Origin of the sequence: Aminobacter sp. AP02 (genome assembly GCF_003148805.1) — a bacterium.
In the GTDB taxonomy this organism is placed as follows: Bacteria; Pseudomonadota; Alphaproteobacteria; order Rhizobiales; family Rhizobiaceae; genus Aminobacter.
In genome coordinates this window covers 23,166-30,554 of the sequence record NZ_QGGX01000034.1, presented here as the reverse complement: position 1 = coordinate 30,554, position 7,389 = coordinate 23,166, and the positions used below count along the sequence as shown (strand labels likewise).

Here is a 7,389-nt window from a genome sequence, read left to right as displayed (position 1 = left end):
ATCGGCGAGATCTGCCTGGCGATCGAGATGGGTGCCGACGCGATCGATATCGGCAAGACCATCCATCCACATCCGACACTCGGCGAGACCATCGGCATGGCAGCCGAAGTCGCCGAGGGCGTATGTACAGACCTGCCGTCGGATCGAAAAAAATAACTAGGGCTTAAGTCGAATTGACACGACGGGGTAATTGTAGCGGGTACGTCAGCCGTAGGTCCGGCTCATCTTGCTGGCAACGGCACCAGCTGGTCGTTGGCTTCGGTTGCGACATCCGCTAACGCCGTGATCTGCAGCAACTTTAATCATGGACTTGAAACAGACCTGTCTCGTAAAGCTCCTTATGAGAAACCGTTCTCTCAACTCTGTCTTCCGTGCAAGTGTGCCGAAGCCGTCTACAACTCGCACGAGCGGCACCGGAATGGGCAAGCTCATCGCGGGGGCGGACGGCCCGCTATCGTGAAGCTGAGCCGATTGCGTGATGCGTCGGGGCCGTTACCGACGAGCTTGCCGCGCTCAGCATCGGCGGCGCGCGACATCATTCGAACTGCGCAAGAAGCGCCCGAGCGCGTATGCGTACCGGCTCATCGACCATGATCCGGTCAATCAGCGCCACGCCGTCGCCGGAAGCCAGCACGCGCTGTGCCCAGTCGACCTCCGCGGGGGAAGGCAAGAACGCCCGTACGACTCCGGCGATCTGTTTAGGATGGATGCAGAGCTTGCCGGTCAATCCCAAGTCGCGCGCATGGCATGCGTCATCATGGGCTATCCCGGCATCGTCCAGTTGTAAGGTCACCCCATCGATGGGCGCCGCGATGCCTACCAGACGTGAGGCCAACACCAGTTCAGAGCGCACCGGCAGCAGTACCTCGCGCAGATGGGCGCAATCTAGATCAGCGCAATAATCCACCGAGCCGAAGGCAAGCCGCACCGCGGCGGCAATGGATCGCGCGGCAGCGACGCCGCGCGCTGTTTCGATTAGCGCGATTAGCGGCAGCCCGCCGAGAGCCTGCCATATCGATGACAAGACCGCGGGGTCCTCGGCCTTGGGCACCATCACAGCGGCCAGGTGCAGCTTGGCGGCGGCAGCCACATCTCGCTCATGCCACACCGTGCCATGGCCATTGATCCGTACGATCACTGGGACATCCGTAAAATCGGAGGCAAGGGTTGCGCGGGCTGTTTCCTTCGCGTTGTCCGCGACCGCGTCCTCTAGGTCGAGGATCACCGCATCCGCGCCCGAAGCGGCGGCCTTGGCGAAGCGTTCGGGTCGGTTAGCGGGCACAAAAAGCGGCGCACGAATCAGGTCGATATTCACCATTCTGCAGCGGCCTCCATCGCCACTGGCCCTCCGACGGTGGCCGTCCAGAGCCTTAGCCGGTGGCCGTTGGCTGACGCATTCAATGTGAAATCCGCTTCATCGAAAATCGGCGCCAGGCTGCGAAAAGAAAGATGAGCGGGCATCCGGCCACCAATCTCGGCTGCGAGATGGGCAAGCATCGTGGCCTGCAACGGACCATGGACGACAAGGCCGGGATAACCCTCGACCTCGTGTGCATAGTGCGCGTCGTAGTGAATCCGGTGGCCGTTGAAGGTCAGCGCCGAATAACGGAAGAGCAGCGTCGATGTCGGCTTTGTCCGTCGTCATGGTTTTTGGGACAGTTGGCGGCGTGAGCTAACGGAGGCTCTGGCCCATCAGGGTTTTCATATTAGGCGGCCGCTTTTCGATGAAGCAAGCGGCGTTGTCTGATGGTTTGGCGTTTGATCCTTTCCCTTTCCAGCGTGATGATATCGCCGCGCCCGAAGTAGACGTCGGCGGGAGTTAGATTGCCGAGGACTGAAGCTCGCGAAGACGAAATGCCACGCCAAGGCGCGGGTCGCGGTAGCCCGCAAACTCGCCACCGTGATGCATGCGATGTGGCGCGACGGTACCTTCTATGTCGGCGATCCCGACGCATCGGCGCCGGACGTTGCCGCGGCGAATGCTGCCAAACTGCAACGCCTGGGCCTCGCGAACTCATGATCATCACCGCTTCATCACCAGCCGGCTGACGGCTCGAACAGCTCAAGGAGGTCCGCGTCAGCGGCAGAGGAATGATACAGACCAGGACAACGGGAAGCACGATATCTTGCCTGTGGCCGCACTGCGCGGACCACGCAGGAATGCCTGTGATGCTGCCCCGTAAATCCGATAGCGACATGTGCAGCGACGGTTCGAAATCCGCTCTCGTGCGGTCCAGCCATCCCGTTGCAGAGCACGGAAGAGTGCGCGGCGTATCAGACCCTCGTCACAACGCAAACCTTGCCGGCCTGGCGTGGAACAGAGCACGATTACTTGTTATGGAGGAGAACCGACGATGGCGAAGACTTGCAAAAACTCGACCCCAAATAAGAGGGCGAGATAAAAGCGCCTGCCCAAAACGCGTTAAGCCATTGGCATGGCTTGCGTTTTTCCGTACATGTCGTTTGGTCGTGTGCATACAGCACAGTTTATGTGAGGCATTTCAATGCCTGTGCATGCACGCGGTAGCCGCTCCCTTAGTTGGCGCGCTGGTAGAGGTGAGAAGATCAGGGATGTAGAAGGCGCTTTGACCGCCGATCGACCAGCACATCCAACGCCTCTTGAACGGCTTGCGAGTTAGGCCGCCAGGCCGTTGCGCTACCTGCGGTCACGCGCGGTTCCATCAATGCCGACGAAGGGTGCTTGTAAAGATCTACTGCCGCCAAGCTAGGCGCTGCGTCACACCCAGAGTCCATGTGCCGCGAACGTAAAGTGCCGGCCTAATCAGGCGAGCGGCGCAGGCGAGTGATCTCGCCTGCGATTTGTTGTCAGAAATCCACGCTGCCGTATGTTGGATGTTAGCGCGGCCTTCATTATATCCAGAAGTACCTGCTGCCGGCCGAGGGCCTCGCCATATTGCAGTGCATAACTGCCCTCAGTCGCCGAACGCCTCAAGCATTAGCCAAGCGGATGATGGATCGCGAAGTTCTTGACCTGTTGGTAGGCAGAGAGTGCTTCGAGACCCTTTTCACGGCCGAAGCCCGACAGCTTGAAACCGCCAAAGGGAAACTCAACGTCCAACCCGGCGCCGAAGGAGTTGATCCACACCTGGCCGACGCGCAGCTTCTCGCCAACGCCGAGCGCCTTGTTGATGTTGGTGGTGTGGACGCCAGCGACGAGGCCGAAGGGCGAGTCATTGGCGCCGGCAACGGCTTCCTCAGCGGTGTCGAACGGAATGACGGTCAGGATTGGACCGAAGATTTCCTCACGTGCGATCTGGGTGCTGTTGTTGGCGCCGACCACCAGGCCCGGCCTGACGAAGGCGCCGTCGGCAAGTGAAGCCGATTTCGGCAGATCGGCGCCGAGCAGCAGTTCGCCGTCCTTGCGGGCGATGTCGTAATAGCGCTCGACATCGCCCTTGTGCGCCCTGCTGATCAGCGGCCCCATGTCCGGATCGTCGATGCCGGCGCCGAGCGTCATCGCGCTGATGCGGGAATGCAGCTTGTCGACGACGCGGTCGTGGATCAAGCGCTCGACGAACAGCCGGGTTCCGGCGTTGCAGACCTGACCGCAATGGGTGAGGAAGCCGCCGGCCACGATCGGCAGCGACTTGTCGAGATCGGCATCGGCAAACAGGATCTGCGGTGACTTGCCGCCGAGCTCCATGTTGCAGGGTATGGCGTGCGAGGCGGCCGCGACCAGTACGCGCTCGCCCGTCGGCACGGAACCGGTGAAGGTAATCTGGTCGACACCCTTGTGGCGGGCGAGCAGGTCGCCGGCAACGGAACCGCGGCCGTTGACCAGATTGACCAGGCCCTCGGGCAGGCCGGCCTCCTGGCAGATCTTCATGAACTCATACGCAGTGACAGGCGTGTCGGCCGACGGCTTGATGATGACGGCACAACCGGCGGCGAGTGCCGGCGCCACGCCGCGGGCAATGAGCTGGAAGGGGTAGTTCCACGGAATGATGTGGAGGCTGACGCCGATCGCCTCCTTGACGGTCCAGTCCGACCAGTCGGGCCCAAGCGGGATCGAGCTGCCATGCAGCTTGTCGGCTGCACCACCATAGAATTCGAAGAAGCGGGCCGAGCAGTCGACCTCCCAATAGGAGTCGCGCAGGGGCTTGCCGCTGTCGATGCTTTCCTTTCGGGCGATCTCGTCGCGCCGCTGCAGCATCAACTCGCCGATGCGGTGCAGGATGCGACCACGCTCGAACGGCCGCATGCGCCGCCAGGGTCCATTATCGAATGCCTCGCGCGCTGCGGCGACTGCCATATCGACTTCAATTGCTCCGGCACGTGCGAACTCGGCGACCAGCAGGCCCGTTGCCGGGTCGAAAGACTGGCCGACGCCGTCGGAGCCTTCGTTGAGAACCTTATTGCCGACGACGATTGGAATGAAGGCGCGGTCAGTCACGTGAATCTCCATGGGTTGGCATTCGGGGCGCTGCCGGATTGGCAACTTTTCCGCTGCTGTTGTATGCAAAACAAAAAAGATTGTCTACAGTAATTGACAACGTGTTTACACGCTGGTAGCCAGAATCCATCGAAAGACGGGAGTGAGGGGCCAAATGGAGCTAGGTTTGAAAGGTAAGCGCGCGCTGGTTACAGCCGCTTCCCGCGGGCTTGGGAGGGCCTCTGCCCTGGCGCTAGCCGCCGAGGGTGCGTGGGTTGCCGTCGCGGGACGCAACACCGAAGCGATGCAGGATCTTGTGCGCGAATTGCTCGATGCGGGCGCTGCCGATGCAATTGCGGTCAAGATGGATCTGACGGACCGCACGACGCTCAAGCCGGCGGTCGACGAAGTGGTGGCCAATTTCGGCGGTCTCGACATTTTTGTCGGCAACACCGGCGGTCCTGCTGCCGGACCATTCCTCAGCGTTTCACGCGACGGATGGGAGCAGGCACTGAATGAGAGCCTGTTGCCGCTCGTCGAGCTTTCCCACGCGGTGCTGCCGCATATGCAGGCCGGCGGTTGGGGACGCATCATCTTCATCACGACAGTCGGTGTGAAGGTGGTTCAGCCCAACATGGTCCTGTCGGACTCCGTGCGCCTGGCTGTGGTCGGGTTGGCCAAGTCGCTGTCCATCGAGTTCGCCCATGAAGGCATCATGGTGAACTGCCTCTGTCCGGGGCCGTTTGCGACCGACCGCATGGAGTATCTTATCCAGTCGAGCATGGATCGGGATGGTTTGGACCGCAAGGCAGCGGAAGCGCTGTGGCTTGAAGAAGTGCCGGTCGGCAAGTTCGGCGACCCCAATGATTTCGGTGCGATTGTCGCCACGCTCGCCTCCGAGCGGGCCGGTTTCATTACCGGCACGGCCATCGCCCTCGACGGAGGAAAATCTCGTGCTTACTAAGAACCAGCCTACCAAGAGCGAAACCATGGACGGCGGTGCAGCCGTCGTCGCCTGGCTCAAGGCCGTCGGCGTGCAGAACATCTTTTCCGTATCGGGCGGGCCGATCAATTCGGTTTATCGCGCCTGTGCGCATCAGGGACTTCCGCTCATCCATGCCCGCCACGAGGCTGCAGCCTGCTTCATGGCCGAGGCCCAGTCACGGGTCACCGGCAAGGCTGGTGCCGCGGTCGTCACGCTCGGACCTGGCGTTACCAATGCCGTCACGCCGGGGCTCGTTGCGATGCTCGCCGGTACGCCGGTCATCATCGTCGGTGCCCAGGCCGGCACCAAGTCGGCCGAACGTGGCGCGGGAATGGCCTATGACGTTCTGCCGATCATGAAGGGCGTCACCAAATGGGCGGCGCGCTGCACCGATCCGAACCGGCTGCAGGAATATCTCGACATTGCCTGGCGCAAGATGTGGGCTGGCCGGCCCGGCCCCGTGTTCCTTGAGGTGCCGACCGACATTCTGTCGACGCCACTGAGCACCCAGGTGGCCAGCGCGTGTCCGCCGATGCCCGGCATTCCCGGCGTGCCTGCACGTGACGCCGATGCAGCTCGCGCGCTGCTGTCGGAAGCCAAGAGGCCGCTGCTTGTCCTTGGTGACGAACTGTTCTGGGATCGATCCGATCGGATCGCGGAAGTGGTCGAAAAGCACGGCCTGGCTTTCGCCACGATGCGGCTTGCGCGCGGCATCGTCGATGAGCGGCACCCGCGCTGGATGGGACCTGCCTACGCGCCGTGCAACGCCACGCTGCGGCGGGCGATGAAGGAAGCGGACTGCATTCTGTTGCTCGGCCATCATTTCGAGTTCGACCTCGAATTCGGCGACACGGTTGGCCCGGACGCCCGCATCATCCAGGTCTGTTCCGACCAGGAACTGTTACATCGCAACAAGCAGGCTGATATCGCCATTGCCGCGTCGCCTGCAGGCTTTCTCGATCTTTTTGCCGAGATGCCGGCCTTGCAGATCGACCGGCCCTGGAACGACGGTCTGGTCAAAGGCTGGCAGAGCGAGCGCGAGACCCAGTTGGGCGAGGGCGACGCCGCAGGCATTCACCCTATCGCTGCGATCGATGCCGTAAGCGCTGCCGCGCCGGAGAATTCGATCTTCGTCACCTCGCACGGCAATATCGACTTCTGGGCGGATGCGCGGCTGCGCATTCCGGCAGCCGGCCGTTATCTCCGCGCCGGCCAGTCCGGCGCCCTTGGGGCAGAGGTTCCCTATGGCGCGGGCGCGAGCTTTGCCCATCCGGATGCGCCCGTAATCGTGTTCGTCGGCGATGGTGGCGTCGGGTTCCACATTTCGGAACTTGATACCGCCGAGCGCTACGGTCGCGCATTCATCATCGTCGTGCTCGACGATGAGATGTGGGGTGCTATCGCATTGCCGCAGGAGCAGAGCTTCGGCGAAACCTACGAGATGAATCTGCCGCGCCGCGACTGGGCAAAGGTTGCCGATGGACTAGGCGGGAGAGGCTACTTCGCCCGCGATGCCGATGCCATCCAGAAGGCCCTTGCCGACGCCATCGCCAGCGGCAAGCCGGCGTTGATCCAGGTGCCGGTGCGCAGCGTCATCAGCCCTTACATGGCCTACATCTCGTAACCGCCGTTCGCGAAGATATTTTGGAGAGACAGCATGAACATATGGAAGAACGCTGCGGCTACGGGCATCACACCGCCCAATCACTTCGGTGGCCTCAATGTGCTCGACATCGTGCCCTTCAAGGGCAACAACTTCTGCATCCAGCTTTCGAAAGCTCCGAAGGGTGGCGGCGGCGATCTTCATCATCATGAAGACTGGGCGCAGGCTTTCTACATGGTGAAGGGCGAGATGACCTTCGACACGGGTAACGAACGTTTCACGCTTAAGCCGGGCGAGTCCGTCCTGTTCGAGCCGGGCGACCCGCACTACACGGTCAACGAGGCTGATCAGCAGGCGGAATACCTGGTCATCACAATTCAGCAATAAGCCCGAACGGGATCGGTGGCG

The 7,389-nt window shown here is 61.8% G+C and carries 5 protein-coding genes and 3 pseudogenes; 5 read left to right on the top strand and 3 right to left on the bottom strand.

What is annotated here, in order from left to right; all coding sequences use genetic code 11:
• Positions 1–156: pseudogene (locus tag C8K44_RS28080) on the top strand (dihydrolipoamide dehydrogenase); the annotation flags it as partial.
• A gap of 379 nt (positions 157–535) precedes the next feature.
• Here the strand turns inward: C8K44_RS28080 and C8K44_RS25665 are convergent.
• A complete protein-coding gene (locus tag C8K44_RS25665) occupies positions 536–1,318 on the bottom strand; it encodes a CoA ester lyase (RefSeq protein WP_109578596.1) in 783 nt (260 codons plus the stop codon).
• Positions 1,312–1,629 (bottom strand): annotated as a pseudogene (locus C8K44_RS28075) (protein dehydratase); the annotation flags it as partial. The gene C8K44_RS25665 and the pseudogene C8K44_RS28075, both read right to left, overlap by 7 nt.
• Positions 1,630–1,831: 202 nt before the next feature.
• Here C8K44_RS28075 and C8K44_RS28070 point away from each other — a divergent pair.
• Positions 1,832–2,020: pseudogene (locus C8K44_RS28070) on the top strand (IS110 family transposase); the annotation flags it as partial.
• Between the two features lie 936 nt (positions 2,021–2,956).
• Here the strand turns inward: C8K44_RS28070 and C8K44_RS25645 are convergent.
• Positions 2,957–4,414, bottom strand: coding sequence for an aldehyde dehydrogenase family protein (locus tag C8K44_RS25645; protein WP_158282798.1), 1,458 nt, complete (start codon positions 4,412–4,414; stop codon positions 2,957–2,959).
• Positions 4,415–4,580: 166 nt separating this feature from the next.
• Here C8K44_RS25645 and C8K44_RS25640 point away from each other — a divergent pair, with 166 nt between their 5' ends.
• From C8K44_RS25640 to C8K44_RS25630, 3 genes are read left to right on the top strand one after another with little or no spacing between them, the layout of a single operon-like run.
• Positions 4,581–5,357 (top strand): SDR family oxidoreductase, encoded by a 777-nt coding sequence (locus C8K44_RS25640; protein ID WP_158282797.1) that lies wholly within the window; start codon positions 4,581–4,583, stop codon positions 5,355–5,357.
• The gene (locus tag C8K44_RS25635; protein ID WP_158282796.1) at positions 5,347–7,002 is read left to right on the top strand and encodes a thiamine pyrophosphate-binding protein; all 1,656 of its coding nucleotides are present in this window, start codon (positions 5,347–5,349) and stop codon (positions 7,000–7,002) included. Before C8K44_RS25640 ends, C8K44_RS25635 begins: the two co-directional genes overlap by 11 nt.
• Positions 7,003–7,035: 33 nt before the next feature.
• Positions 7,036–7,368, top strand: coding sequence for a cupin domain-containing protein (locus tag C8K44_RS25630; protein ID WP_109578592.1), 333 nt, complete (start codon positions 7,036–7,038; stop codon positions 7,366–7,368).
• Positions 7,369–7,389 lie beyond the last annotated feature (21 nt).